Below are 26060 nucleotides of genomic sequence, written 5' to 3' on the forward strand. Positions count from 1 at the left end.
AATCATTCACCTCACCAGACAAGAGTTCCGAGCACGGTTTCAAGTAGTTTAGTTACACTTAACGTCCAGCGAGAGAGCGTCTTGGGCTCTATTTCCGCCAGCCTAAAGTTGTTTAAATGTTTGCTCTCCAATAAGATGGAATGCTCAGGGTCAATCTCAGCAGAGAGAAGAGGATTATCGCTTAACAATTGAAACGTAGTCTCTGCTCCTTCACCGTTCCAGACCCGCTGCACCGAAGAGCTGTCGGCGAATGTGAATTTCACGGGAACATCAACGTAATGGCTCCCTTTATTTGAAATCTTCACTAATGATTCGTAGCTTTGAGCATCGCCGCTGTTATTTTTTTTAAAAGTAATCGTATCTACTGAGAAGTCAGGCGCACCATCACCATAAATGTAATCATCGAAATATGCCTGCCATGATTTTTTGGTTACCTTCTCAACGACTTTCTGAAAATCTGACGTAGCGGGATGCTGGAAACGGAACTTACGAGCGTAGGAGGACATGATGTTGTTCATTGCTTTGGTACCTACCTGGCGTTCGATATCTTTAAGTACAAGCTTGCCGCGGATATAAACATTTCGGCTATAGGAATCCGCCCCTGCATATTTCCACGTTTCCAGATTTAACGGCTCAGGTATAGTCACCAGGCTGGCCTGTAAAGGCAAATTAGACTTGATACCGTATTCTTGTTCCATAAGTCTGTCTTCGGCATAGGAAGTAAAGCTTTCATCCAGCCAAGCCTCTTCGAATTCATTACTGGCTACCATACCGTAGAAGTATTGATGGCCGATCTCATGAATGACGGTTCTTTCAAGTGAGGTATCTGGAGAAGAATCTGCGGCCCCAAAGGCTGTAATAAGTGTAGGATATTCCATTCCTCCCGCGCCGTTTCCCTCCTTAGGTGGGACGATAATAGACAGCGTAGAGTAGGGATAAGGGCCATACCATTTGCTGAAGTAGGTCAGGGCAGCCTTGGCAGCTTGAAGGTAACGCTCTTGTAAGTCTTTGTGCAGTGGGTCGAGATACACCTTAATTCGTACTCCAGGCACTTCCGGCGTAGAGAAAGCCTCCTCTGCTACTGTAAAATCAGGGGATGCAGCCCAAGCGAAGTCGTGGACATCATCGGCGTAGAACTGATATATTTTTTGATCTTGTTTGAGCTTGGCATTTTTTACAGGAAATCCGGTCGCAGCCACCGTATAGTTGGAAGGAACGGCAATCGTTACATTAAAGATGCCAAAATCACTGTAAAACTCAGAGGTCCCGTGATACTGATGCAGGTCCCAGCCTTCTTCTTTAACTCCGCGTGTGCCCTTAGGCTCGTATACACTAAGCTTAGGGAACCATTGCCCAGCCATAACGAAGTTACCTGAAGCACCCATGCGAGCAAAGATTTTGGGCAGCTGGACTTCATACTGAAGCTTAAGTGTTACACTTTCCCCACCATTAACAGGCTGAGGAAGATGTACCTTTAGAAGCGTCTTATCGTTGATATTGCCGTCATCAGGTTGAACATATTGCACTCTTTGCATTAGCGAAGTTCCCTCTGTCGTGCGCAGATCGGTCAGCGTCATATTTCCGAAGCCGTTCTCAGGCATGCTGTCGCCTCTGAGCGTCCCCCCGGATTCCTTCATAAAGGTGGTATCTGATGAGGCGAATGCATTTGGATACATGTGAAAATATAAATCACTTACTGGCTTTACTCCGGGGTGTGTCCAGGTTACTGTCTCAGAAGCTTTTAAGGTTTCTGTGTCAGGAACAAGCTGGACATCAATGTGATACTCGACTACCCGCTGGCTTAAAGCCTCCTCTGCCGGGACAGGCGCGCTCTCAGGCAATACCTGCTGTGGTACGGCTGCAGGCGCTGTGCCGCTGGAGGACTTGGCCTCTTTTGAAGCAAAGCTAGTAACAGAAGCTGTTGAGCTATCCCCTGAAAAGGCCCATATTCCTCCTCCCAGCAGCGCGAGGATGGCCAGGGTCGCAAAGATGATGTACTTTAATGACAGTGACTTCATAGTGTGATTCCTCCCGTGACAAGCATCTACGGGATGTATATGTTTGCAATCGCCGCATTATTAGCTAAAATTAAATTATTCGTAAGAGGAAGGGTGTGCACTCGTGGACAACATACAACCGGAGGGCAAGAAACAGATTGCCTTAAATATTGTGAACGCTAAAAGTAAACATAAAGGCTTTGGAGCAGGCTCTATAGATCTCAACAACGTTTCACCTGTCATTATTGATGGTGATGTGGCGGTTATTGATATCGGTGCCATGCATGCCAAGAGCAAGGTGGAAAAAGGAATTAAATTTTCCATGAATCGTGAAGATGTACCGAATGGAAGACAGGTTTGGGTGGTATGGGTAGCGGTAGACCGTACATTGGAAGCTCAATTTTATGGTGGAATCACAGCCTGTGAAATGTGGATTGATACAGAAGCGCGCCGCGGATGGAAAATTCTTGCCGAGCATGTCAATAAGCTGGATGCAGCTCTTAAACGCAAGATCGATGTGGCAGGGCTTGGAGCCATTGAGAAGTCGGCTCTCAAATCCCTTCTGATCTCTCATAATGAAGCATGGTGGAATGCATCCTCAGATGAGCTTAAAGCTGCACTGACTGAATAGTATAGGAGCCTCCAGAAGGGTTATCCGATATAAAAAAAGCTTCGACCTCCGGAAATAGGAGCGTCGAAGCTTTTTTAATTTATGATTTGCTTGTACTGCTAAGCTTGCGTTTGAGCTGACTCACTCTGGCTTGGCTAATCCCGAGGATTTCTGCAAGTTCTTTTTGGTTGGCATAGGGATGATCTTCAATAGCTTGTTCCAGACGTTGGCACATTTCCTCTGTCTTCGACTTTCGGATGCTGGTGTTGTGCTCTGGTGCCTCAACAACAAAATCCTCACGTGACTCTGGCAATTGAGACATGCGTTCAGGATCGACAATTTCTTTTAGACAGCTGCTACAAATAAACTGCTCTTTATAGTAGGTGACATGGTCGTGGCTTCTGCAAAATGTACACTCTGTCGAGGTGTACTTCCTAAGGACGATGATTTTTTCGTCTAAAACAAAAAATTCGATAGGATCACCAATGTCGATATTACGCGTCATACGGATTTCTGCGGGAACCACAATTCTCCCAAGACTGTCTAAACTCCGGATCATGCCTGTATCCTTCATCCCATGTCCCTCATTTACATCATTATATTTTGGTTTCTAATAACTATTATAGCAGTAATTGTGAGTTAAGAGAATGGGGTAAGCATAATAAATAAAACGGTTACATCCCTTATGCGACAAGTGATATTTGAATTTAGAAATCCTGTTGTTACTACAATATATGACTTATAAAAAAAGAAAAACCCCTTCAATATAAATGAAGAGGCTAATTCAACCACCAGCGTTTAATGTTCTTCCATAGGGAACGATTCTCTTCAGCAGGATCTACCTTGCTTTGTGTGTCATCGACAGCAGGAGCGGCGCCAGTTCCATGCAATTCGCAGTATTCGGTGGGCTCAGTTCCACTAATAAAGGTTTCCAGTTCTTTGTCGGGACATGCTGCTGTAGCAAGTTTACCGGATTGCGGATTGACGTATACGCTGACCACTCCATCTGGAATGGGGAAAATTTTTGGAGGGACATTTTCCAGCGCTTTTTCAGTAAATTGGGCGAAAATAGGAGCCGCACGCCGTCCGTCGGTAGTTGCGATGTCGCGCCCCTTGTCGTATCCAACCCAGACTGCCGTGGATAGCTCCGGGGTGAATCCTACCATCCAGCCATCTGTATCCGTAGTGCCGGTCTTGCCGGCTACCGGACGTTTGATTATGGAAGCCACACGATTGCCCGTCCCCCCAGTCTCGAATACCCCCTCCATTAAACGAGTCAGGACATAGGCAGCTGAAGGTTCTACGACGGTTACTCCTTTGGGTTGAGGTGCTTCATACAGGACCATGCCATTTGAATCGGTTATTTTTAGAATGGCTGTGGTCGGCATTTTCTGACCGCTGTTTCCAATTACAGCAAAAGCCGCAGCCATTTCAAGCGGACTGATCGGTGAAGTGCCTAGTGCCAGCGAAGGTACGCTTTGAAGTGGACTGTCAATGCCCATCTTCGCAGCCATTTCGCTCACTTTATCCGCGCCGATCTTCATAATTGTATTAACAGCATAGATATTGTCCGATGCTGCGATAGCTTGCCGCATATTAATTTCACCCAGATACTTATCCCCAAAGTTTCGGGGCTGATACGTTTTGCGGTTGTTATCATAATGAAACATCGTTGGCTGACTATTGAAGACCGAAAGTCCTGTCATCTCTTTGGAAGAGAGTGCGGCCAAATACATAATCGGCTTAAAGGAAGAACCCGGCTGGCGTGTGGTGGCCAAAGCATGATTGTACTGGTTGGTACGATAATTTTTTCCGCCGACCATTGCTTTGATGTAACCGGTGCGAGGATCGATGGATACAAGCGCAGTCTCCAGATCACTAGTTTGATCCATCTCTGTGTCAACAGCATTTTCTGCGGCATGCTGCATGTCAGGGTCAAGGGTGGTATAGACATTTAGTCCGCCTTGCTCCAGCTCATCATTACTGATGTGGAGCGATTCTATAGCCAAATTGCGGATATAATCCCGGAAATAAGGCGCAGCTACAAGCGTATCCTTTTGCCCTTGCGGCTTGAAGTTTAAGTTCTCTTGGACAGCTTGTCCGGCTTCTTCCTGAGTGATATTACCTAAATTCGCCATGACGGTCAGGATGATTCTCTGGCGGTTTTTAGCATTGTCCATGTGGTTGTATGGTGAATAATAGGTAGGTCCCTTTGGAATTCCAGCCAGCATGGTACTCTCTGCCAGGTCTAAATCAGCTGCAGATTTACCAAAATACATCCGTGAGGCTGCTTCAATGCCGTAAGCACCGTGGCCATAATAGATATTATTTAAATACATGTTCAGGATTTCATCTTTGCTGTATTTCATCTCCAGCTGCATCGTATAGACAGCTTCTTTAGCCTTGCGCGTCCACGTTTTTTCATGGGATAGGTAGAGGTTACGTGCGAGCTGTTGAGTTAGCGTACTAGCACCCTGCGACCGGTTCCCCTCTTCCAGATTGACAAGAACAGCTCGTGCCATCCCTTTCAGATCAAATCCGGAATGCTCATAAAATTTACGATCCTCGACTGCTAGTGTAGCTTCAATGAGCAGGGGAGAAATTTGACTTAATTTGACGGGTTCACGGCTGCGGCCGTCTGAGGTAAAGGTGGCAAGAACATTGCCCCGGGAGTCAAACAGCTTGGAGCGCACATCATCGCTAATCGGTGGAAGATCTTTTTGATATAGATAACCGAGCAGAGCTCCGGTGGTTAATACAAATAATATGATCAAGGCTGCCAGCAGCCGAAATAAACGCCGGAAGCGGCTTTTTCGTTTCGGTGGATTCGTTGATTCGCGTGTCATGGCACCAGACTCCTTTCTTTCATATTATGGGGAAGGATCTGGAAGGATATTCATTAGGGATATGGAGGGTAACAAATTGTTTCTATTTTGTGATTGTTTAAGGTAGATAGGGTATCCTCTCTGGCGGTATAACAGAGTAGGGATTGTGAGTAAGGGTATATACATATTAGGAGGTGTCATCATGAAATGGACGAAAAGGATTCATAAGACGACAATAACCGCCCTCTCGGCGACGCTTATTATGGTTTCAGGCTGGAGTGCACCTGTAACTTCTGTACATGCTGCACCAGCACCAGCGACTTGCGGCACGGGAGATCACGGCTTGCTACAGGCCCTGCAAAACAAGCATTCAGGCGATGTATCCACACCGCTTAGCTTTTCTGATGTTCAGTTTTTGAATGGGAATACCGGACGGGCAGCAGGTAACGGATTTATGATTGGTACCTCTGACGGAGGTTGCCATTTTCAAGAGATCTATCAAGGCCAATGGAGCTTCAAACAATTCGATTTTCCCGATAATGTACATGGCTTTGCTCTTGCTTCTGTAGAGGAGGGGCAGGCTCAATATTTAATTGGTACCTCTAACGGTGGCTCGGAGTGGAAGAGACTTTCGAACAATGCCGTCAGCTTTGAAAGAATAAATTTTATCGATAGTAAGAAAGGTTTTGCTTATGAGAGAGCCGCTACGTTTTACACCAAAGACGGGGGGCTGAGCTGGAGTAAAATTTCCACCCCACCCAATACACGAGGCGCTTATTTTAGTGACCGGAATACCGGCTGGGCGGTTGTAATCGTGCCGGGAAGCGGATATCGGGTAATGAAGACCACAGATGGAGGGGGAACTTGGAGCCTTTCATTGAAGGCGGCTTTTGCCGAGCCCGAGTTTGGACAAATCTCCGCTAAGGGAGATCAGGTCGCTGTAGTGCTCTATGGCGGTACGGGGATGAGTCAGACCTCTTACTCGCTGTATGAAAGTGCGAACAGGGGGAAAAGTTGGAATCGTGTGATCGCTCAGGAAACTGCCGGCGGCGGACCTGCACCAGGCAGTGGCAAGGCTGAATTCAATAAAGGGCCAGTCGCTGGCAAACCCGGGAACCTGCAGCTTGTGGGAAACAGCACATCTTTTTTAGTGGGATTTTCTCCAGCAGCAGAGAAAGTGGCAGTTGGACGCTCTTATAACGGCGGTAAGCAATGGACTAATCTTCCGGAGCTCGCTGGTTATGACGGGGTAATCTCCTTCACTAGTAATAAAGAGGGCTGGCTCGCCATCCGTGAGCTTGATTACTCTTCCTTGTATGTGACCAAAGACGGCGGAGCTTCATGGGAACGCAGGTTTTCTTTAAAAGTGATGACCCAATAATTCTCTTCAATAAAAAAATATAAGGGTCCGAAGTATTGTAAACATCGCAAATAGACAGCAGAGCAGCGATTCTCCGGATACTTGGAGAATCGCTGCTCTGTATTTTTTATCCTTGGTTGCTTGCTTGAATAGTACCCTTATCAGTGGCCTTATCAGATCCCTCATCCTCGGAGGGGTACGGACCCAGTTGACGTTATTTGCAAATTTTCGGCCTTTGGGATAGGGTTTCGGACTCCAGTAACACTATTGCCTAGAAAGAGGTTCAAATGGGTTGCTTTTTATGCCAATAGCGACTAAGGGGTCCGTTATCACACCGAATATGGAATCATACTGCGTTTAAGGTCATCTATGTCCGATAGGTGCTTGGTAGGTGCAAATATAATCGAAGTAAATGATATACATAGAGAATGGACGTTCAAAGTGTGCTTTTAATCATCAATATGGTAATATTTTATGTGCTTATGAAGATATGCTTGATTCTGTATTGAAATGCTTCTTTGAACTGGATTATAGTGTACAATGGGAAAGCGAAATAGGCCTTTGATTAATATAAAAATGTTTAAGCTTTGCCATTAGACGTTTTTCTTATGCAGAATGCAGAGGCTTGCAGAATGGAGGAACGTGTGATGCCTGAAATACAGTCTGACAAATATGATGTCTCTATTACGCTCGTGAGCCTTCAAGATGGTCAGCGAAATGTTATGGAAGCGAATGGAGAAGTAACATCCAAGGGACCGCATCTATATATTCAATATGAAGAATTAGAGCAGGGTCCTCGCGGAGAGGAAGTTTCTGTTCGTACAACGATAAAGATTGCAGGCAATCAACTGAAGCTAATCCGCCATGGCGGGATTCAGTCGGAGCAGAGCTTTGAAGCTGGACGGCGTCTGCCAGGATTCTACCGCTCGCCATATACGCAGTTCAATCTTTCTACGGAAACGAACAAGCTGGAAGTTGTGCGCGAAGGGCGTTCTTTAACGGTTGCCTGGGAATATGATTTGTACGTTTACGAGGAATTGACAGGAAAGTTCGCTATTAGTTTGCATATACAGGAGGAACCGAAATTATGACACATAGTAAGAATCCGTTAGAGCTTGTAAATGAACGGGTAAAAGAAGCCATCGCCGATGCGATTGTGAATGCTGGGCTGGTTGCACCGGAAGAGGTTCCGGATATTGTACTTGAAGTACCAAGAGATAAGGCGCATGGTGATTTGGCTACGAACGCTGCTATGCAGCTGACCAAAATTGCTAAACGTAATCCACGCCAGATTGCTGAAGCTATTATTGAGCATTTGGATACGAGCCGAGCTTCTATTGAGAAAGCGGAGATTGCAGGACCAGGCTTTATTAACTTTACCCTGTCTAAGAATTACTTGTACCCAATCATCAGCCTTGTTGCTGAGCAGGGGGATGACTATGGCCGTATTAATCTGGGTCAAGGTCAGAAGGTTGAAATGGAGTTCGTCAGTGCCAATCCAACGGGTAGCCTACATTTAGGGCATGCCCGTGGTGCTGCTGTCGGTGATGCGCTGTGTAATGTGCTTGATTATGCAGGTTATGAGGTGACCCGGGAATATTATATTAATGATGCCGGTAACCAAGTGGCTAATCTGTGTAAATCCATTGAAACCAGATACCTGCAGGAGCTGGGACAAGAGGCAGAAATGCCGGAAGATGGTTACCATGGTGAGGATATTAAGGGTTTTGCGAAGGAGCTTGTGGCAGAAAAGGGCGATACCTTGCTCGAGATGAGCCCTAGTGAGCGCGCTGCTTTTTTCCGGACCTATGGACTTAATAAAGAGTTGGATAAAATCAAACGTGATCTAGGTCTTTTCCGTGTAAACTTCGATATCTGGTTCAGTGAAACCTCGCTGTATGAGAACGGAGAAGTACTGCGCTCGCTGGACGAGCTCCGTGATCGTGGAGAAGTGTATGAGCAAGATGGGGCAACCTGGCTGCAAACGACAAAATACGGGGATGATAAAGACCGTGTCTTGATCAAAAATGATGGCACATATACCTACCTTACCCCGGATATTGCTTATCACAGCGATAAGTATGGCCGCGGTTACGATAAAATGATTAACATTTGGGGCGCTGATCACCATGGTTATATTCCGCGGATGAAGGCGGCAATGTCAGCCCTTGGCAATGATCCTGAGAAGCTAGTGGTTCTGATTGCTCAGATGGTCAGCCTGTTCCAGAATGGTGAAAAGGTCAAAATGTCCAAACGTACCGGCAAAGCGGTTACGATGGAAGATTTGATGGAGGAAGTAGGGATCGATGCGATTCGTTATTTCTTCACCATGCGCAGCATGGATTCTCATCTTGATTTCGATATGGATTTGGCGATCTCTACTTCTAATGAAAATCCTGTATTCTATGTTCAATATGCGCATGCGCGTATTTGCAGTATTTTCCGTCAGGCAGAGGAGCAAGGGATTTCTATCCCTGATTACGCTGAAATTGACTTCTCCAAGCTGACAGCAGTGCATGAATATGACCTGCTGCGCAAAATTGGTGAGCTCCCGGCAGAAATCGCTGTTGCGGCTGAAGGTTATGCTCCACATCGCCTCATTCGTTATGTATATGAGCTGGCTGCGATGTTCCACAGTTATTACAAAGCTGAACGTGTAATTACTGAGGATGCTGCTCAAACCGTGGCGCGTCTTGCTCTGCTGGGCGCAACACGTACTACTATTGCCAATGTACTGCGTCTTGTCGGAGTTTCTGCACCGGATCGCATGTAAATCAACAGCAAACGACAAAAAATCCGCCTTCCGGTTTTCTGGGGGGCGGATTTTTCTTTGCTGCCGTTCTTCGCACCGGCATCAGCTGCGCTAACGTCAGAGTGACCCACCCGGTGCCCGGGCGGGGTCTACACGTTCGCGGAGACCGAACGCTTCGCCCTTACTCCTGCTCTCAGCAGGCGTAGGGCATCGGCAGAGCCGCCGCCTAGGGATGCGCGGCGCTGCCCCTTACGCAGCCGCACCGGGGACGCGGTGCGGCGCAAGAGCAGCTTCAGCTCCCTTGGCGTGAGGCCCGGTCGCAGTGCGAGCAGCAGTGCGGCGGCTCCCGTGACATGCGAGGTCGCCATGGAGGTGCCGCTCATTTCTTTGTAGCCCTCCTTCAGCCAGCAGGAGGGCACGCCTTCGCCGGGCGCGTATACATCGATATATGAACCGCGATTGCTGAAGCCAGCAACCCGGTGTCTCTTATCGATGGCACCCACGGCTATCGTCTCGGGATAACGTGCGGGATAGTCCCCGCCACGTTTGCCGTCATTCCCAGAGGAGGCAATGACGGCGATTCCGGCCCGATACGCTTTTATAACCACATTGTGGAGCGCCTTGCTTCTAGTCTTCATTCCAAAGCTCATATTAATGACGTCGATTCGGTTCTGCACACACCAATCAATACCTAGCACAATATCGGATACATAGGCTGATCCACTATGATCAAAAGCCTTGACTGGATATAGCAGCGCTCGCGGCGCCACTCCCATCATTCCGCGATTCCCCCCTGCTGCCGCTAAGGTTCCGGCGATATGAGTTCCGTGCCCATTATCATCCAGCGGCAGCATTCCGCGGTGTAGTAGGTTGACTCCAGTGGCTAATGAATGCTTCAGATCGGGATGACGGTAATCCGCGCCGGTGTCAATGACGCCGATTTTGACGTGAACTCCGGTTGATTTAGACCATGCCTGAGGAGCATGAATCGCTTTCACCCCCCATGGGAGCGCTGCAATTCCGCTTTTTTCGTTAGCTATGGAATGGATTTGGATTTGCAGATCGTCTTCGACATTTAGAAGGTCTGCAAATCGGTTCATCAGCTTTCCGGCGGCAGCGGGCACGAAGAAGGCCCGAATCAGCGGAGATACCTGTACTTGCCGCAGCTCGGGCTGCTTTGCTTTTAGAGCCTTCCATTGGGAGAAAGCTCCGGCATACTGGCGGGGATCGTTGAAGGTAAGAATACGCCGCTCACCATTTTTGGGGGCAACCGATATTTCTTCAAGAAGCATGTTCCAAAATTTGTAATAGTCCATAGGTTTCGCTGTCCCTCCTCGGTGCCCTGCTGCCATATTGTATGAGCGGAGGGAGGGGTCCGAATGGGAACTTGCCCTTTTTTAAGGAAATGGGCTGCCCAGCGTGTCAAAAGACGGCGCTTTACATAAAATAAACAGAAGAGATTAAAACTCTCTTTGTAACATCCCGTAAGGAGCCGATCCTTGGCGTGGATACAGTCATGCGCGGAGGTCTTCCTCCGCCTTTTTAAATCCCATTTCTAAAAACTTTGGGTGCGGCGAACCTTGCTACAATTACATATCAACTCTTCTTGATGAAGACAGGTTTCCTGTATGGATAATAAGCAGGAGGCTTTTTCTGTTGGACGGTTCTTGCATTTGACTTGCATTTTGTTGTTAAATAGGTTTTACTTAGTTTTGTTAATGGATATTATTGAAATAAACCGTAATGTGAACAATGCGTGAGAGGAAGTGTCCTTTAGTGAGTACGCCACTCAATTTAAAGCTAGACCCTGAGAAAGTTAAAGAAATGCCAATGGTGGATCTTGCCTTTCTGGTGCTTAAAGCAGCCAATACACCGTATTATTACCGTGATCTGATGGTCGAGGTAGCCAAGTTACGCGGCATGACCGATCAAGAAAGCCAAGATACTATTGCCCAGTTATATACCGAGATTAACATTGACGGGCGTTTTGCCTGTGTCGGAACCAACCTTTGGGGACTGAAACGCTGGTATCCTCTTGAGCGCTCCGATGATCCGGTTGGTAACACTAAACGGGTGCGCATCATCAACGATGAAGACGACGATTTGGAAGATGACGATTTTGCTGATGAAGAAGAAAACTACACAGCTGAAGAAGAGGATTTCGACGCTATCGATGAAGATCGCGACGACCTCTATTCTGACGACGACAGCGAAGAAGAAGTCGACGAAGATGTCGTGATCGATGAAGATGACATAGACGAAGACGATACGGACGAAGACGATGCAGAAGATGGCGACGATGAAGATTCCGAGGATGACAAGTAAGATCAATAATCAGAAGAGTCTTGTCTGTGGCATAATTCCTCCCTTGACAGTGGGGGATCGTCAGAGTAAACTATTGCATGGGCTTATCATGTAAGTTAATAAACGTGTTTTCTAAAATAAAAAGTGCCCCGGTTCTACGGGTGTCACTTTTTTGTTTTTTTAGATGCAAAGTAGCTGTAGATTAATGGAATTTGAGGGATGACCGTTTATGTTTTCCCCGGTGAATTAAACTTTTGATTTCCCCTGTTTTGATGATAGTAAAACGGGTTACGATAAACACCATGTGCCGCTTTTATGTTTGGACTTTATTTAGGAGGGTTTTACAGTGACAAAGTATATTTTTGTAACGGGTGGCGTTGTGTCTTCCCTGGGTAAAGGCATTACCGCCGCTTCGCTGGGCAGGCTGCTCAAGAACAGAGGTCTAAAGGTAACGATTCAGAAATTTGATCCGTATCTTAACGTAGACCCTGGAACAATGAGCCCTTACCAGCACGGAGAAGTCTTCGTAACGGATGACGGTGCAGAGACTGACCTTGACCTTGGGCACTATGAACGGTTTATTGATATCAATCTGTCGAAGAACAGCAATGTGACGACAGGTAAGATCTATTCATCCGTAATCAGCAAGGAACGTCGTGGAGAGTACTTGGGTGGAACTGTACAAGTTATCCCGCATATTACGAATGAGATCAAAGAACGCGTGTTCCGCGCGGGCCGCGAGACCAACTCTGATGTTGTTATCACAGAGATCGGCGGTACTGTAGGGGATATTGAAAGTCTTCCGTTCCTGGAAGCGATTCGTCAAATCAAGAGTGATATTGGCCGGGAAAATGTGATGTATATCCACGTAACCTTGATTCCTTATATCAAGGCTGCTGGAGAAGTGAAGACGAAGCCGACACAGCATAGCGTTAAAGAGCTGCGCAGTATCGGTATTCAACCGAATGTCATCGTGTGCCGTACGGAATATGAGCTTTCTGCAGATATGAAAGCCAAAATCGCACTCTTTTGCGATATTGATGCTAATGCTGTTGTGGAATGCCGCGATGCTTCGACGTTATATGAAGTTCCATTGAACCTTCGTGATGAAGGATTGGACGAGATTGTTGTTAATCATTTGAAGCTTACAACACCTGCGCCAGATATGCGCGAATGGGAAAGTATGCTTAGCCGGATTCAGAAATTAGAGAAGACAGTAGAAATCGCAATTGTAGGTAAGTACGTAGCACTGCATGACGCTTATTTGAGCGTTGTTGAATCACTTTCACACGCAGGTTTTGCTGCGAATGCAGAGGTTAAGATCCGCTGGGTGAATGCAGAGGAAATTACGGATGAGAACGTGGACGAAATGCTGCGTGGTATTGGCGGTATTCTTGTTCCTGGTGGTTTCGGTGATCGGGGAATCGAAGGTAAAATCTCCGCTATTCGTTATGCCCGTGAGCAATTGATACCTTTCTTTGGCATTTGCCTTGGAATGCAGGTTTCTGTAATTGAATATGGCCGTTCTGTTCTTGGACTACAAGGTGCAAACAGCTCCGAAATCGATCCAAATACACAATATCCATTGATTGATTTGCTTCCTGAGCAAAAAGATATTGAAGATATGGGCGGCACTATGCGTCTTGGGTTGTATCCTTGTAAGATTATTCCGGACTCTCTGGCAATGTCTTGCTATGATGATGAACTGGTATATGAGCGTCACCGTCACCGGTATGAGTTCAACAATGCTTACCGTGACGAAATTGAAAAAGCAGGACTGGTTATCTCCGGAACTTCTCCGGATGGCCGTCTAGTTGAGATCGTAGAGCTTCCAGAGCATCCGTGGTTCCTCTCGGTTCAATTCCACCCGGAATTCACTTCACGTCCGAACCGCCCGCAACCGCTATTCCGTGAATTTGTCAAAGCCTCTTTGACGCATTCCGAGCAGCAATAATTTATACACAGACAGAAAGAACCCTCGGTTCTTAAATAGTCGAAGAGAGCCTTCATCCGAAGGCTCTCTTTTTGTATTACCCTTTAATAGAAATATTGTAACTGACATTTATTTCATTTTAGACTCTTTATTTACCCATTTTATCCAATTAGCAGGATTTGGACAGTAAAGCACGAATAATAGGTTTCGTATGGAGTAGTTTCTAAAGGGGCCGGTCGCTGTGGAGAGCGCGGTATAGTCAATCTGCCTTAATTTCTGGGAGGGTATCGTATGGAAAAGAAGAAAGTATTAATTGTCGATGATCAGAATGGGATCCGGATTCTTCTTATGGAAGTGTTCAATAGTGAGGGATATACAACATTTCAAGCGGCTAACGGAAAATTGGCATTAGACATTGTTCGCAGCGAGTCACCCGATTTGGTCTTACTCGATATGAAAATACCGGGAATGGATGGACTCGAGATTCTGAAGCATCTAAAGGAGATCAATCCGTCCATTAAGGTCATTATGATGACGGCATATGGTGAACTGGACATGATTAAGGAGGCGACCAAGCTAGGGGCGTTAATGCATTTTACAAAGCCGTTCGACATAGACGAAATGCGCGTAGCGGTAAACATGCATCTTCATAACAAGTCTGTGGATCAATGCAGTTAGAACGGTGATTTCTGTATCGGTCCTATTTCGCGTGGTGACTCCGAAGAGGATGAGTGTAATTGTTATATGGGCTGGATAAAAATCGTCCCACCGGGACATTTTTTTGTTTACCCTATTTAGTATTTGACACAGGATGTGCTATAATAAGCCTGTATGTGATGTCGGTTTAAAAACATAGCCAACCAACATTCTTAGGAGGATGAAACCATGCCATTAGTATCTATGACAGACATGTTGAACAAAGCACTTGAAGGAAAATATGCAGTAGGTCAGTACAACATTAACAACTTGGAGTGGACTCAAGCTATTCTTGGTGCCGCTGAACAAGAAAAATCACCAGTAATCCTTGGTGTATCTGAAGGCGCAGCACGCCACATGGGCGGCTTCACTACTGTTGTTAAAATGGTTGAAGGTCTAATTATTGACATGAATATCACTGTTCCTGTAGCTATCCACCTTGACCATGGATCTAGCTTTGATAAATGTAAAGCAGCAATTGATGCTGGATTTACATCCGTAATGATCGACGGTTCCCATCACCCAATCGATGAGAACATCGATATGACTAAAAAAGTCGTTGAATATGCTCACGCTAAAGGCGTTTCTGTAGAAGCTGAAGTAGGTACTGTTGGTGGACAAGAAGACGACGTTATCGGCGGCATCATGTATGCTAAGCTTGATGAGTGCGTACGTATTGTGAAAGAAACAGGTATCGACACCCTGGCTCCTGCACTTGGTTCCGTTCATGGACCTTACCATGGCGAGCCTAACCTCGGATTCAAAGAAATGGAAGAAATCCGTGACGCTACTAACATCCCAATGGTTCTTCATGGTGGTACAGGTATTCCTGAACATGACATCAAGAAAGCCATCTCCCTGGGTACTTCCAAAATCAACGTGAACACTGAGAACCAAATCGTGTTCGCAAAAGTGGTTCGCGAAGTTCTAGCTGCTAAACCTGATGCTTACGATCCACGTACATTCATCGCACCAGGCCGTGATGCAATCAAAGAAACCGTTATTGGTAAAATTCGCGAATTTGGATCCAACAACAAAGCCTAATCATTGTAGCTTCCGCCTCAGGTGGACAAGCAATTTGTTAAAGGATAGGGCTATTACTCTGTCCAGTTGAATAGTTTGATGAGGAAAGCACACCGCTTAGCCGGTGTCTTTCCATTTTCATCACTAAAAGTCCACAGCACGTATTGCCCACCCAGCTGCAATACACGTAGGGGGAAATTGATAAATCTATGGAAAAATTAATGATTGGCGGTGGACGTCCGCTAGAGGGCGTTGTAACCATCAGTGGAGCAAAGAATAGTGCCATCGCGCTTATTCCTGCGGCAATTTTGGCCGAATCTGAAGTTGTTCTGGATAATTTACCGTCCCTTAGTGATGTAGCCGTTTACTCCGAAATCTTGCAAGAGCTTGGCGCTAATGTATCCTGGTCAGGCAATCAGATGAGAATTGACCCTTCACGTATTGTATCTATTCCAATGCCCAATGGGCCGGTTAAGAAACTTAGAGCTTCGTATTATATGATGGGAGCTCTGCTTGGAAGATTCAAAGAAGCGACAATAGGTCTTCCTGGTGGCTGTAATTTTGAACCTCGTCCAATTGATCAACATATCAAGGGATTCGAGGCTTTGGGAGCAACAGTTACCAACGAACATGGTTCTATCCACTTATATGCAAAAGAGCTACGCGGTGCGAAGATTTATCTGGACGTATCAAGCGTAGGTGCCACTATAAACATCATGCTGGCGGCTTCACGAGCCAAAGGCTCTACAATTATTGAAAATGCGGCTAAAGAGCCTGAGATTATAGATGTAGCTACCCTATTGAACTCTATGGGCGCTGTTATTAAAGGCGCTGGTACAGAAACCATCCGGATCGAAGGGGTCTCGGAAATGCACGGTTGCCGTCATTCCATTATTCCCGATCGGATTCAAGCAGGAACTTATATGATTGCCGCTGCGGCTACGCGCGGTAATGTGTTGATAGATAATGTTATTCCTAAGCACTTGGAAGCCTTAACAGCCAAGCTTTTAGAGATGGGCGTGGATATTGAAGAGCTTGATGAAAGTATCCGAGTTATAGGTAGAGCTAATTATGAACATGCAGATGTTAAAGCACTGACCTATCCTGGATTTCCTACAGATTTACAATCTCCTATGACAAGTATGCTGACACAGGCAGAAGGGGTTAGTGTGCTTAGCGATTTCGTCTACAGCAACCGCTTCAAGCATGTGCCAGAGTTGGTAAGAATGGGCGCAAAGATTCGTGTTGAAGGCCGATCTGCAATTATTGAGGGCAGTAAACTTAATGCTGCTAAAGTAAAGGCAGCTGATCTGCGTGCGGGTGCAGCCCTTGTCATTGCCGGGTTAACAGTAGAAGATGGTATTACTGAAGTGACCGGCGTAGAGTATATTGATCGTGGTTATGATAATTTAGTGAGCAACCTTCGGCAACTTGGTGCTCATGTTTGGCGTGAGAATGAATAATATTAGGATATCCCGCTTGGAAGGAGTATTAATTTGCGGCCAAACCGCATATTTCCTTCCATTTGGGGTAATACTAACCTAATGAGCATTTTAATAGAATCATATTTTTGCCTAGTAGATAGACTAGGAAGAACTCATTTAAAAATTGAATAGGTGGTTATTACATGGATCTTCAAATTTCCGATCTGGAAGAAATGAAGCTGACCGAGTTATATAAGCTGGCCAAGAAATACCAGATTCCTTATTACGGACAGCTGAAGAAACGGGAACTGATCTTTGCGATCCTTCGGGCACAGGCAGAGCAGAGCGGTCTCATGTTTATGGAAGGCGTACTAGAAATTTTGCCTGAGGGCTATGGATTTCTTAGGCCGATTAACTATTTGCCCAGTGCTGAAGATATTTACATCTCAGCTTCACAAATTCGTAAGTTTGATCTCAGAAGCGGAGATCTTGTGTCTGGTAAATGTCGGACACCAAAAGAAAATGAACGATATTTTGGCCTGCTTCAAGTCAATGCAGTTAATGGCGAGAACCCTGCTAGTGCAGCGGAGCGTCTTCATTTTCCAGCATTAACACCACTTTATCCGCAAGACAAGCTACCGCTTGAAACATCCCCTACTCATTTGTCTACCCGAATAATGGATTTGCTCGCTCCTGTAGGTTTGGGGCAGCGGGGTTTGATTGTAGCACCTCCAAAAGCAGGAAAAACGCTCCTCTTAAAAGAAATTGCCAATAGTATTTCCACTAATAATCCTGAGATTGAGCTCTTTGTATTGCTGATTGATGAACGTCCTGAAGAAGTAACCGATATGCAGCGATCTGTAAAAGGCGAAGTGGTTGCATCGACGTTTGATGAGCTTCCAGAGAATCATATTAAAGTGGCTGAGCTTGTGTTGCAAAGGGCACTTCGTTTAGTTGAGCACAAGAAGGATGTAGTTATTCTTTTGGATAGCATTACGCGTCTGGCGCGTGCTTATAATCTGGTGGTTCCACCATCTGGACGTACACTTAGCGGGGGGATTGACCCGGCGGCTTTTCACCGGCCGAAGCGGTTTTTTGGTTCTGCACGGAATGTGGAAGAAGGCGGATCATTAACTATTTTGGCAACAGCATTAATAGATACTGGCTCGCGTATGGATGATATTATATATGAAGAATTTAAGGGTACCGGTAATATGGAGCTTCATTTGGACCGCAAATTGGCGGAACGCCGGATATTCCCAGCTATCGATATTCGTCGTTCAGGTACACGTCGCGAAGAAGTGCTCTTGAGCAAAGAAGAACTGGATACGATTTGGGCGATTCGCAAAAATATGAACGAGTCCTACGATTTTGTGGAGGGATTCATCAAAAAGCTGCGTGATACGAAGACTAATGCTGAGTTCTTGGCATCCTTTGACGTTGCTGGGGCAAAAACAACACCAAACGGGACTGCAAGTAACGGAGGCACCTCCAACAGCGGTACAGCTGCTCGTCGTACCACACGGGCGAAGACACCTTCAGTACCTACAACTTGAGAATTGATAATAAGAGGAGACTAACATGTATTTGGTATATGCCGACGGGCAAGGAAACGTATATGATCATCCCGAACTGTACGGGCTAGCCCGTAGTGGGGATATGATTGTTGAAATGCTGGAGGAAGAATTAATTCCATTACCAGAAGGTGCTACGCTCGTGGGCTTGCCTAGTACACGTGCTGTGGGTATGAATCCTGAGACGGGTGAAATGATGTCTTTGCCGGAAGGTTCGCAGGCTGTCGGAGCGCTGCTGCCGCAAGGCTACACTCGTCTATGTCTTCCTGGTTATGTGAAGACAGATAAGTCTTATAAGCTTCCTCTGTTTGGGTATTCGGCTGTAGTGTGGAAGGATGGCGGGTTCTATGTTGCGGCAGACCCTACCGATAATCCAGAGAAATGGAATCCACTTAATTGTGACAAAGAAGATCTTGAAGTCAGTGTTGGTGAGATGACAGCCAAATATCCTGATAACCGCCTCTATGAGCATCTTTCTAACTGTGCGCTTGGCTATGAATGCCTGACTTCCTCCAATACCTTTTTAGGGCGTTGGGAGGGCGGTGTACCCGTCTCTTATTCATGTAATGCTGGATGTTTTGGTTGTATTTCTGAGCAACCTGATGATAGCGGCTTTGTATCTCCGCAGACTCGGATGAATTTCCGGCCTACGGTCAACGAAATTTCACAAGTTATGTTGGAGCATTTAAAGACGCCTGAATCGATTATCAGCTTTGGACAAGGCTGTGAAGGGGAACCTTCCACGCAGGCAAAACTTATTATAGAAGCTATTCGTGAAGTGCGCTCGATTACTGATATGGGCTATATCAATATCAACACCAATGCGGGATTAAGCGATCATATGCGAGGAATCGTTGATGCTGGGCTCGATTTGATGCGTGTCAGCACAATCAGTGCCCTTGATGACCATTATAATGCTTATTACAAACCACGCGGTTATACATTGGCCAATGTAGAAAAATCTTTGAAATACGCTGCTTCGCAGGGGGTTTACACATCGATCAATTATCTGATCTTCCCTGGAGTGACTGATCGCGAAGAAGAGATTGAAGCGATGCTGGAGTTTGTAAGACGTACTGATCTTAAGCTTATTCAGATGCGCAATCTAAACATTGACCCGGAGAGTTATTTAGAGTTGATTCCTCCTGCCCAGGGTGAAATCCTTGGGATGAAGACGATGCTTGATATTTTCCGCGATGAACTGCCGGATGTAGTTATAGGCTCTTATACACATGTGCCACCAGCAGATATGGCGCGGGCTAAGCGGCGGGGAATCAATATTTAAGCAGCTAAAATGTAAAAATGAAACATATTGCCCAATTTGATATTTCGTGCTAAAATACCACAGTGTAATCATATAACTCTGGGTCCGCATGAGGCTTAGGGCATGAGAGGTGAAATTCAAAATGCAAGAAGCAATTCAACCAAAGTATAATGTAACTAAGGTAACCTGCGCATGTGGCAACACTTTCGAAGCTGGCTCTGTTAAACAAGAGCTTCGTGTCGAAATTTGCTCCAACTGCCATCCGTTCTTCACTGGCAAGCAGAAGTTCTTGGATGCCGGCGGTCGCGTTGATAAATTTAAGAAGAAATATGGTATCTAATTTGAACAGTCGCTTTGCGGCTTAACGGTTAGATTGAGCCCCCAGTTGTATAGCTGAGGGGCTCATTTTATGTCTTGGAGTTGATTTTTGTCCGAGCGTGAGCTATACTTATCTTCGCCGTGCTAGACGGGGAGGTAGCGGTGCCCTGTAACTCGCAATCCGCTGTAGCGAGGTTGAATTCCTGTTAGAGGTGCTATCGATGTGAGGCCTTGGTTCCTACGGGCTGTGTTGACAGTTGGGTCCTCCGCAATGAGTGCTTATGAACCTGGTCAGGTCCGGAAGGAAGCAGCCATAAGTAAGATTACTCTTGTGCCGGAGGGTGGCCTAACTCGAGCAGTCATGTAGGGTTGCCGCTTGGATCGTAGCCATCAATAACAGGTGCACGGTTTATAATTCTGTTTATCATAGCATCTTTGCCACAAGCAAAGATGCTTTTTGTTTTTGGTCAATAGCCGATGAATATAGTATAATAAATTTGCGACAAATGCCGGGAAAGCGGCAGCTTAAGAGAGGGTAATGCATAGTGGAACATATCGCGCTGTACCGTGCTTGGCGGCCGCAGTCGTTTCAAGACATGGTTGGACAACAGCACATTATCCAAACGCTGCAGAACGCAATTCGTGAACAGCGGGTTTCGCATGCCTATCTGTTCAGCGGTCCGCGGGGAACTGGTAAGACAAGTGCTGCTAAAGTCTTAGCTAAAGCGGTTAACTGTGAACGTGGGCCAGGTCCGGAACCTTGTAACGAATGTCCATCCTGCCTGCGAATCGCTGCGGGTAATGTAATGGATGTGCAGGAAATAGATGCGGCATCAAACCGGGGCGTAGAGGAGATTCGTGATCTGCGTGAGAAGGTGAAGTATGCACCTACCGAGGTGCGCCGTAAAGTGTATATCATTGATGAAGTGCATATGCTGACGACAGAAGCTTTTAATGCTCTATTAAAGACTTTGGAGGAACCGCCGTCACATGCGATGTTTATTCTTGCGACAACGGAACCTCACAAATTGCCGGCGACAATAATTTCCCGTTGTCAGCGTTTTGACTTCCGTAGAGTGGCGTTAGAAGAACAGACCGCCCATCTGACTGCTATTTGTGAGAAGGAAGGGATTACAGCGGATAACAACGCATTGCAGTATATTGCCCGTCTATCTGATGGTGGTATGCGTGATGCATTGAGCTTGCTGGATCAGATTTCATCCTTTACAGATGGTAATGTTACGTACGAGCAAGTGTTAGGAATGACAGGAGGAATTCCCTCCGAGCAATTTGCACGTCTTGCCACTGCCATATTAGAAGGTGATATGGGTCTTCTTCTGGAGCTCGTTGAGCAGCTTATGCATGAAGGTAAAAGTGCAGATAAATGCCTAGAGAATCTCATGTATTATTTCCGTGATTTATTGATGATTAAGATGGTACCCGAGGCCGATCAATTAACAGAGCGGGTGCTGAATCCTGCTGAATTTAAAGATATGGCCACCGCATTTTCTCGGGAGCGTCTATTTCAGATTGTAGATACAATCAATAAATACCTAGGTGAAATGAAATACGCAACACATCCTCAGACACTGTTTGAAGTGGCGCTGATGAAGCTTTGCAGCTTGCAGCAAGAGGTAAGTCAGAGCGCCGCATTTGCTCCGTTAGGTGAAACAAATGCCGGAGTAAGCACGAATAATTCGAGCGTTGACTCTGGTGAACTGGATCTTCTCAAAAGACAGATCGCAGCACTGGAGAAGAAGCTGGAACAGGCAATGCAATCCGGTGGTATTTCCGGAGGAGGGCGTGATGGTGCTCCTGCACCGAAATCGCACGCGGTTCCAACACCGCGGGTTTCCTCAGCCTCGAAAATGCCTCCTAACGTAGATAAGTTTATTGCTGGTAAGGATAGTCCCGATTTTGCAGCTATCTATAAACAGTGGAGCCTTGTCCTGCAGGGAGTAAAAGAGGAAAAGGTAACGGTTCATGCATGGTTTGTAGACGGTGAGCCAGTATCGATTATGGAGGATGCGGTACTTGTTGCATTCAAGAACACGATTCACCGCGATACTACTGAGAAGCCGGCAAACAGACAGGTTATTGAGAGTGTGCTTGCAGCGCGTCTAGGCAAACCTTATAGACTTGTAACCATGATGCTTCGTGACTGGAATGAAGCTGCCCAGAAGTCTGTGGGACAGACTGGCAAAGAAGAACTGCAATTGGAGCATGAACACGATACTGCAGAAGCTAAACCTGAACCTTGGATTGATGAGGCTATCCAGCTTTTTGGAGAAGACCTTGTTGTCATAAAAGAGTAATATAAACATACTAGCGCTAATTGCGCATTCCAAAGGAGAGACGATGTATGAATAATATGAACCAAATGATGAAGCAAGTTAAGAAAATGCAGGAGCAAATGCTTAAAGCTCAAGAGGAACTCGGAGGCAAGGTTATTGAGGGTTCATCAGGTGGCGGCGTAGTTACTGTTCAAGTAAACGGCCACAAAAAATTGCTGTCTATTCAAATTAAACCGGAAGCCGTTGATCCGGAAGATGTTGAAATGCTGCAAGATCTTGTAATCACTGCTGTAAATGATGCATTGACTCAAGCTGAAGAGCTTGCTAACAATGACATGGGTAAATTCACTGGTGGAATGAAGATCCCAGGCTTGTTCTAATAGCCCACTCCACTTCAGTCTAAAGGAGAATTATTAATTTGTATTATCCCGAACCGCTAGCTAAGCTGATCGATGCTTTTACGCGTTTGCCCGGGATTGGACCGAAGACAGCCGCCCGGTTAGCTTTTCATGTGCTTAACATGAAAGAGGATGAAGTCATTGATTTTGCAAAAGCGCTAGTAAGCGTCAAACGCAATCTTCACTATTGCTCGGTCTGCTGTAATATTACGGATACGGACCCATGTAAGATATGTCAGGACAAAACTAGAGATCCTTCAGTGATATGTGTGATTCAAGACTCTAAGGATTTGGTGGCTATAGAACGAACCAAGGAGTTTAATGGATATTACCATGTTCTTCAGGGTGCTATTTCACCTATGGAAGGTATCGGCCCTGATGATATTCGCCTGAAAGAATTATTGACCCGTCTGAGTGATGAGAGAGTAAGCGAGCTTATAATGGCGACTAACCCCAACATTGAGGGAGAAGCAACGGCGATGTACATTTCTCGTCTTGTTCGGCCGTTTGAGATTAAAATCACCAGGATAGCTCATGGCTTGCCTGTAGGTGGCGATCTTGAATACGCTGATGAAGTTACTTTGTCCAAAGCGTTGGAAGGCCGTCGCGAGCTATTCTAGCAGCTCTATAGTGGTATTTTTCAAAAAGGAAGCCCTCGGGTTTCCTTTTTTTTGTTCTAAGTTTGTCCCTATCCCGATATGAATGAGAATAACGAGATGTGTATTTTGCATCAAAATTATTCTGAGGAGGAATTGAAATGGGATGGTGGAGAGAGCTGTGGTGGGGAGTGGATAAGGAACAAGGCGAAAAGGAAAGTGAGGGATGGGAAACCCTCTTAGAGGTCCGTAAGGCGCATTCAGAGTGGGAGAGGGCGTACTTGATGTTCGACGAGGCGTTGGGACAGGATCAGATAGATTACGCGATATATATTTTGGAGGCTGCAGAACGTAAATATCAGATACATCTCAAACATGCAAAAAGCTTGGGGTTGAACAGCAGTCAAATATAAGGGCTTATAAATAAATGTATAAGGGGGATCTACATGCTTAGAATGATAGCTATGGGCGTATTGATATTATCCGTTATCTTATTAGGTTTAGTTGTATTTAGAAAAAAGCTGGGTTTTGGGTGGCTAAGTTTATTTGGGGTTCATTTGGTATTGGCTGCACTCGGGATATATGTAGTGAACTTCTCAGGTTTGCTCACGCAGGTGTATATCCCTTTAAACCCTGCAACTATAGGCGCAGTAACGGTTCTTGGGCTTCCTGGCGTGGTTATGTTGCTCGGATTAAGAATAATTTTATTTTAATGCTTGACGTGGCTTTGAAAAATATGATACATTAAGTCTCGCCCGTTTGGACAAGCTGTTGATTAACAACTTGCTGAAATGGTCAAGCGAAAAAAGAAATTAAAAAAATGCTTGACGAAAACAAAGGCGCTGTGATATATTATAAAGGTCGCTGCTGACAAGCAACGACGACGAAAGATGAGACATTGATCTTTGAAAACTGAACAACGAGTGAGTAGGAAATCACGTAAGTGAAATCCAAAATTAGAGAATTAATTTTCTCGTCAGATGTTTCAAAATGAGCATATCGCTCTTTTCAATACTAATTGGAGAGTTTGATCCTGGCTCAGGACGAACGCTGGCGGCGTGCCTAATACATGCAAGTCGAGCGGAGTTATTTTGAAAGCTTGCTTTCAAAATAACTTAGCGGCGGACGGGTGAGTAACACGTAGGCAACCTGCCCTTCAGACTGGGATAACTACCGGAAACGGTAGCTAATACCGGATAATTTCTTTTTTCTCCTGAGAGAAGAATGAAAGACGGAGCAATCTGTCACTGAGGGATGGGCCTGCGGCGCATTAGCTAGTTGGTGGGGTAACGGCCCACCAAGGCGACGATGCGTAGCCGACCTGAGAGGGTGAACGGCCACACTGGGACTGAGACACGGCCCAGACTCCTACGGGAGGCAGCAGTAGGGAATCTTCCGCAATGGGCGAAAGCCTGACGGAGCAACGCCGCGTGAGTGATGAAGGTTTTCGGATCGTAAAGCTCTGTTGCCAGGGAAGAACGTCCGGTAGAGTAACTGCTACCGGAGTGACGGTACCTGAGAAGAAAGCCCCGGCTAACTACGTGCCAGCAGCCGCGGTAATACGTAGGGGGCAAGCGTTGTCCGGAATTATTGGGCGTAAAGCGCGCGCAGGCGGCTATTTAAGTCTGGTGTTTAAACCTTGGGCTCAACCTGAGGTCGCACTGGAAACTGGGTGGCTTGAGTACAGAAGAGGAAAGTGGAATTCCACGTGTAGCGGTGAAATGCGTAGATATGTGGAGGAACACCAGTGGCGAAGGCGACTTTCTGGGCTGTAACTGACGCTGAGGCGCGAAAGCGTGGGGAGCAAACAGGATTAGATACCCTGGTAGTCCACGCCGTAAACGATGAGTGCTAGGTGTTAGGGGTTTCGATACCCTTGGTGCCGAAGTTAACACAGTAAGCACTCCGCCTGGGGAGTACGGTCGCAAGACTGAAACTCAAAGGAATTGACGGGGACCCGCACAAGCAGTGGAGTATGTGGTTTAATTCGAAGCAACGCGAAGAACCTTACCAGGTCTTGACATCCCTCTGAATCCGCTAGAGATAGCGGCGGCCTTCGGGACAGAGGAGACAGGTGGTGCATGGTTGTCGTCAGCTCGTGTCGTGAGATGTTGGGTTAAGTCCCGCAACGAGCGCAACCCTTAACTTTAGTTGCCAGCAAGTAATGTTGGGCACTCTAGAGTGACTGCCGGTGACAAACCGGAGGAAGGTGGGGATGACGTCAAATCATCATGCCCCTTATGACCTGGGCTACACACGTACTACAATGGCCGGTACAACGGGAAGCGAAGCCGCGAGGTGGAGCCAATCCCATCAAAGCCGGTCTCAGTTCGGATTGCAGGCTGCAACTCGCCTGCATGAAGTCGGAATTGCTAGTAATCGCGGATCAGCATGCCGCGGTGAATACGTTCCCGGGTCTTGTACACACCGCCCGTCACACCACGAGAGTTTACAACACCCGAAGTCGGTGGGGTAACCCGCAAGGGAGCCAGCCGCCGAAGGTGGGGTAGATGATTGGGGTGAAGTCGTAACAAGGTAGCCGTATCGGAAGGTGCGGCTGGATCACCTCCTTTCTATGGAGAATCGTTCTCTGCAATGAGGACATTCAAATCGGAAGCTCAGCTTCCACAATAGAACCTTCGGGTTCGAACACTCACTCGTGTTCAGTTTTGAAAGAGCAAGTCTCTTTCGT

The 26060-nt window shown here is 46.3% G+C and carries 21 protein-coding genes, 1 rRNA gene and 1 other RNA gene; 19 read left to right on the forward strand and 4 right to left on the reverse strand.

Annotated elements, in window-relative coordinates; translation table 11 throughout:
• Positions 1-11: 11 nt before the first annotated feature.
• Positions 12-2018, reverse strand: a complete 2007-nt coding sequence (locus tag MHI32_RS00555; RefSeq protein ID WP_340011719.1) for a M1 family metallopeptidase — start codon at positions 2016-2018, stop codon at positions 12-14.
• A 103-nt stretch (positions 2019-2121) separates the two neighbouring features.
• On the opposite strand from MHI32_RS00555, the gene MHI32_RS00560 reads away from it, so the two are divergent.
• Complete coding sequence (locus MHI32_RS00560; RefSeq protein ID WP_036679953.1) at positions 2122-2628, forward strand: YwhD family protein; 507 nt, start codon at positions 2122-2124, stop codon at positions 2626-2628.
• A gap of 79 nt (positions 2629-2707) precedes the next feature.
• On the opposite strand, the gene MHI32_RS00565 is transcribed toward MHI32_RS00560, so the two are convergent.
• Together MHI32_RS00565 and MHI32_RS00570 are read right to left on the reverse strand one after the other, a co-directional pair.
• Positions 2708-3181: an AbrB/MazE/SpoVT family DNA-binding domain-containing protein gene (locus tag MHI32_RS00565; RefSeq protein WP_038568063.1), complete on the reverse strand. Its 474-nt coding sequence runs from the start codon at positions 3179-3181 to the stop codon at positions 2708-2710.
• A gap of 205 nt (positions 3182-3386) precedes the next feature.
• Positions 3387-5453 carry a PBP1A family penicillin-binding protein gene (locus tag MHI32_RS00570; RefSeq protein ID WP_340011720.1) on the reverse strand — a complete coding sequence of 689 codons (2067 nt, stop codon included), beginning with the start codon at positions 5451-5453 and terminating at the stop codon, positions 3387-3389.
• Positions 5454-5634: 181 nt separating this feature from the next.
• Between MHI32_RS00570 and MHI32_RS00575 the strand changes: the two genes are divergently transcribed.
• The 3 genes from MHI32_RS00575 to argS all read left to right on the forward strand — a co-directional run bounded on the left by MHI32_RS00575 (position 5635) and on the right by argS (position 9565).
• Positions 5635-6813, forward strand: coding sequence for a hypothetical protein (locus MHI32_RS00575; RefSeq protein WP_340011721.1), 1179 nt, complete (start codon positions 5635-5637; stop codon positions 6811-6813).
• Between the two features lie 626 nt (positions 6814-7439).
• Positions 7440-7883 (forward strand): DUF1934 domain-containing protein, encoded by a 444-nt coding sequence (locus MHI32_RS00580; RefSeq protein ID WP_036679946.1) that lies wholly within the window; start codon positions 7440-7442, stop codon positions 7881-7883.
• Positions 7880-9565, forward strand: a complete 1686-nt coding sequence (argS, locus tag MHI32_RS00585; RefSeq protein ID WP_036679944.1) for an arginine--tRNA ligase — start codon at positions 7880-7882, stop codon at positions 9563-9565. Before MHI32_RS00580 ends, argS begins: the two co-directional genes overlap by 4 nt.
• Before the next feature lie 128 nt (positions 9566-9693).
• On the opposite strand, the gene MHI32_RS00590 is transcribed toward argS, so the two are convergent.
• Positions 9694-10644 carry a S8 family peptidase gene (locus MHI32_RS00590; RefSeq protein ID WP_254857124.1) on the reverse strand — a complete coding sequence of 317 codons (951 nt, stop codon included), beginning with the start codon at positions 10642-10644 and terminating at the stop codon, positions 9694-9696.
• Positions 10645-11320: 676 nt separating this feature from the next.
• Between MHI32_RS00590 and rpoE the strand changes: the two genes are divergently transcribed.
• From rpoE to MHI32_RS00665, 15 genes are all read left to right on the forward strand, one after another.
• Positions 11321-11869, forward strand: a complete 549-nt coding sequence (rpoE, locus tag MHI32_RS00595; protein WP_036679939.1) for a DNA-directed RNA polymerase subunit delta — start codon at positions 11321-11323, stop codon at positions 11867-11869.
• Positions 11870-12194: 325 nt separating this feature from the next.
• Complete coding sequence (locus MHI32_RS00600) at positions 12195-13802, forward strand: CTP synthase (RefSeq protein WP_076130377.1); 1608 nt, start codon at positions 12195-12197, stop codon at positions 13800-13802.
• Between the two features lie 270 nt (positions 13803-14072).
• Positions 14073-14459, forward strand: coding sequence for a response regulator (locus MHI32_RS00605; protein WP_036679935.1), 387 nt, complete (start codon positions 14073-14075; stop codon positions 14457-14459).
• A gap of 207 nt (positions 14460-14666) precedes the next feature.
• The gene (fba, locus tag MHI32_RS00610) at positions 14667-15521 is read left to right on the forward strand and encodes a class II fructose-1,6-bisphosphate aldolase (RefSeq protein WP_036679934.1); all 855 of its coding nucleotides are present in this window, start codon (positions 14667-14669) and stop codon (positions 15519-15521) included.
• A 188-nt stretch (positions 15522-15709) separates the two neighbouring features.
• Positions 15710-16963 carry a UDP-N-acetylglucosamine 1-carboxyvinyltransferase gene (locus MHI32_RS00615; protein ID WP_036679932.1) on the forward strand — a complete coding sequence of 418 codons (1254 nt, stop codon included), beginning with the start codon at positions 15710-15712 and terminating at the stop codon, positions 16961-16963.
• Between the two features lie 164 nt (positions 16964-17127).
• Entirely contained in the window at positions 17128-18480 is a 1353-nt protein-coding gene (gene rho, locus MHI32_RS00620) for a transcription termination factor Rho (protein WP_036679930.1), read from the forward strand.
• A 25-nt stretch (positions 18481-18505) separates the two neighbouring features.
• On the forward strand, positions 18506-19783 hold the full coding sequence (locus MHI32_RS00625; RefSeq protein WP_038568079.1) for a radical SAM protein: 1278 nt from the start codon (positions 18506-18508) through the stop codon (positions 19781-19783).
• A 121-nt stretch (positions 19784-19904) separates the two neighbouring features.
• Positions 19905-20102 carry a 50S ribosomal protein L31 gene (gene rpmE, locus MHI32_RS00630; RefSeq protein WP_036679927.1) on the forward strand — a complete coding sequence of 66 codons (198 nt, stop codon included), beginning with the start codon at positions 19905-19907 and terminating at the stop codon, positions 20100-20102.
• Positions 20103-20219: 117 nt separating this feature from the next.
• Positions 20220-20488: signal recognition particle sRNA large type (gene ffs / locus MHI32_RS00635), an RNA gene on the forward strand.
• Between the two features lie 137 nt (positions 20489-20625).
• Positions 20626-22395, forward strand: a complete 1770-nt coding sequence (dnaX, locus tag MHI32_RS00640; protein WP_076187199.1) for a DNA polymerase III subunit gamma/tau — start codon at positions 20626-20628, stop codon at positions 22393-22395.
• Positions 22396-22442: 47 nt separating this feature from the next.
• On the forward strand, positions 22443-22754 hold the full coding sequence (locus MHI32_RS00645; protein ID WP_036679924.1) for a YbaB/EbfC family nucleoid-associated protein: 312 nt from the start codon (positions 22443-22445) through the stop codon (positions 22752-22754).
• Positions 22755-22792: 38 nt separating this feature from the next.
• Complete coding sequence (gene recR, locus MHI32_RS00650; RefSeq protein ID WP_036679922.1) at positions 22793-23392, forward strand: recombination mediator RecR; 600 nt, start codon at positions 22793-22795, stop codon at positions 23390-23392.
• A gap of 137 nt (positions 23393-23529) precedes the next feature.
• A complete protein-coding gene (locus tag MHI32_RS00655; RefSeq protein ID WP_076187197.1) occupies positions 23530-23781 on the forward strand; it encodes a DUF2508 family protein in 252 nt (83 codons plus the stop codon).
• 33 nt (positions 23782-23814) lie between these two features.
• Positions 23815-24081 (forward strand): pro-sigmaK processing inhibitor BofA family protein, encoded by a 267-nt coding sequence (locus MHI32_RS00660; protein ID WP_038568084.1) that lies wholly within the window; start codon positions 23815-23817, stop codon positions 24079-24081.
• Positions 24082-24383: 302 nt separating this feature from the next.
• Positions 24384-25941, forward strand: a 16S ribosomal RNA gene (locus MHI32_RS00665).
• The last annotated feature ends 119 nt before the right edge of the window (positions 25942-26060 follow it).

It is taken from the genome of Paenibacillus sp. FSL H7-0690 (genome assembly GCF_037980415.1).
GTDB lineage: Bacteria > Bacillota > Bacilli > Paenibacillales > Paenibacillaceae > Paenibacillus_AQ > Paenibacillus_AQ odorifer.

Coding starts and splice junctions, on each gene's coding strand:
- rho (WP_036679930.1), top strand. CDS start 17,128: ATGGATCTTCAAATTTCCGATCTGGAAGAAATGAAGCTGACCGAGTTA.
- rpmE (WP_036679927.1), top strand. CDS start 19,905: ATGCAAGAAGCAATTCAACCAAAGTATAATGTAACTAAGGTAACCTGC.
- fba (WP_036679934.1), top strand. CDS start 14,667: ATGCCATTAGTATCTATGACAGACATGTTGAACAAAGCACTTGAAGGA.
- MHI32_RS00590 (WP_254857124.1), bottom strand. CDS start 10,644: ATGAACCGATTTGCAGACCTTCTAAATGTCGAAGACGATCTGCAAATC.
- MHI32_RS00615 (WP_036679932.1), top strand. CDS start 15,710: ATGGAAAAATTAATGATTGGCGGTGGACGTCCGCTAGAGGGCGTTGTA.
- MHI32_RS00565 (WP_038568063.1), bottom strand. CDS start 3,181: ATGAAGGATACAGGCATGATCCGGAGTTTAGACAGTCTTGGGAGAATT.
- MHI32_RS00575 (WP_340011721.1), top strand. CDS start 5,635: ATGAAATGGACGAAAAGGATTCATAAGACGACAATAACCGCCCTCTCG.
- MHI32_RS00570 (WP_340011720.1), bottom strand. CDS start 5,453: ATGACACGCGAATCAACGAATCCACCGAAACGAAAAAGCCGCTTCCGG.
- MHI32_RS00645 (WP_036679924.1), top strand. CDS start 22,443: ATGAATAATATGAACCAAATGATGAAGCAAGTTAAGAAAATGCAGGAG.
- MHI32_RS00605 (WP_036679935.1), top strand. CDS start 14,073: ATGGAAAAGAAGAAAGTATTAATTGTCGATGATCAGAATGGGATCCGG.
- MHI32_RS00555 (WP_340011719.1), bottom strand. CDS start 2,018: ATGAAGTCACTGTCATTAAAGTACATCATCTTTGCGACCCTGGCCATC.
- MHI32_RS00660 (WP_038568084.1), top strand. CDS start 23,815: ATGCTTAGAATGATAGCTATGGGCGTATTGATATTATCCGTTATCTTA.
- MHI32_RS00625 (WP_038568079.1), top strand. CDS start 18,506: ATGTATTTGGTATATGCCGACGGGCAAGGAAACGTATATGATCATCCC.
- MHI32_RS00655 (WP_076187197.1), top strand. CDS start 23,530: ATGGGATGGTGGAGAGAGCTGTGGTGGGGAGTGGATAAGGAACAAGGC.
- MHI32_RS00580 (WP_036679946.1), top strand. CDS start 7,440: ATGCCTGAAATACAGTCTGACAAATATGATGTCTCTATTACGCTCGTG.
- argS (WP_036679944.1), top strand. CDS start 7,880: ATGACACATAGTAAGAATCCGTTAGAGCTTGTAAATGAACGGGTAAAA.